General features: G+C 73.3%; 2 protein-coding genes. Both read left to right on the top strand.

Annotation, left to right across the window (positions count from 1 at the left end):
• Window positions 1–170: 170 nt before the first annotated feature.
• Window positions 171–1,001: a peptidylprolyl isomerase gene (locus tag VB737_RS16820; RefSeq protein ID WP_500314655.1), complete on the top strand. Its 831-nt coding sequence runs from the start codon at window positions 171–173 to the stop codon at window positions 999–1,001.
• Window positions 998–1,217 (top strand): cyclic nucleotide-binding domain-containing protein (locus tag VB737_RS16815; RefSeq protein WP_500314654.1); only part of this gene is annotated, 220 nt, incomplete at its 3' end. The genes VB737_RS16820 and VB737_RS16815, both read left to right, overlap by 4 nt.

The raw sequence follows: 1,217 nt of genomic DNA, 5'->3' as shown, positions 1-1,217 counted from the left end.
GACGACTGGTGCCGGGCCGTGCTCCAGCTCGATGGCGACGACGACGCCTGGCGCGCCATGGCTGCCGCCGCCTTCGCCTATGCCCGCGCCACCTGGAGCCATGACAACGGCCTGGCCCTGATGGCCGACGCCCTCGACCGCCTGCAGCTGCCCCACCGGAGGTCCGCCCCATGACCACCCCCCGCGACACCCTGCCCGAACCCCTCGCCGGCCTGCCGGAGCCGGCGGTGGTGGAACTGCCCCCCGGCCGCCCCTGGCTGGCCCTCTCCGAGCTCAACCGCCTCATCCGCCAGCAGGGCCAGGCCCATCCCCTGGCCCGCGCCTGGGTGCTCGACCAGCTCGTGCATGCCATCCCCCTGCCCGTGGAGGAGGAGAAGGCCCTGATGGCCGCCTTCCTGGAGCGTCGCGGCATCAGCGACGACGAGCACGTGCCCGGCTGGCTGCAGGAGCGCGGCCTGGTCTTGGACGACCTGCGCATCCTCGCCACCCAGAAGCGGCGCCTGCAGCGCCTGGTGCGCTGCCGCTGGGACGACGAGGTGGAGGTGCGCTTCCTGCAGCGCAAACCCGAGCTCGACCAGGTGGTCTATTCCCTGCTGCGCGTCGACAGCGAGGACCTCGCCGCCGAGCTCCATCACCAGATCGCCGAGGGGGAGGCCGATTTCGATGCCCTCGCGCCACTCCATTCCCAGGGCCCCGAGCGCCACTGCCGCGGCCAGATCGGCCCCCTGCCCCTGGCCGCCGGCCACGACAGCCTGGTCAGCCGCCTGCGCCGGGGCCGCCCCGGCCAGCTGTTCGAACCCTTCCAGGCGGGCGAGAGCTGGGTGGTGCTGAGGCTCGAACAGTTCCTGCCGGCCGAGTTGAACGAGCCGACCAGGGAGCGCATGATGGGCGAACTCTTCGAGGAATGGCTCGAGCAGCGGGTGCGGCTCCTCCTCGAAGGCCAGCCGCTGCCGCCCCTCGACGCGATGCTCGCCCTGCTGCAGGAGGACGACACCCCATGACCTCCTCCCCCGGAGCCATCAGCGGCCTGCTCAACGACTTCGCGCCCTTCGACCGGCTCCCCCCCGCCCGTCGCGACGCGATCGACCCCCTGCTGGAGCCCCTGCGCTTCCGCATCGGCCAGACCGTCCTGCGCCCCGACGTGCTGCCCGAGGGGGTGCTGCTGCTCTGCAGCGGCCAGCTGCGCAGCCTCGGCCCCAGCCCCAGCGGCCGGGGCC

Origin of the sequence: Synechococcus sp. BA-120 BA3 (assembly GCF_034931285.1) — a bacterium.
Classification (GTDB): domain Bacteria; phylum Cyanobacteriota; class Cyanobacteriia; order PCC-6307; family Cyanobiaceae; genus Cyanobium.
The sequence above is the reverse complement of the archived record's forward strand: the minus strand, read 5'-3'. Positions and strand labels throughout refer to the sequence as shown.

Bases quoted from the DNA above. Each gene is read 5' to 3' on its own strand.
- VB737_RS16820 (WP_500314655.1), top strand. From the start codon at position 171: ATGACCACCCCCCGCGACACCCTGCCCGAACCCCTCGCCGGCCTGCCG.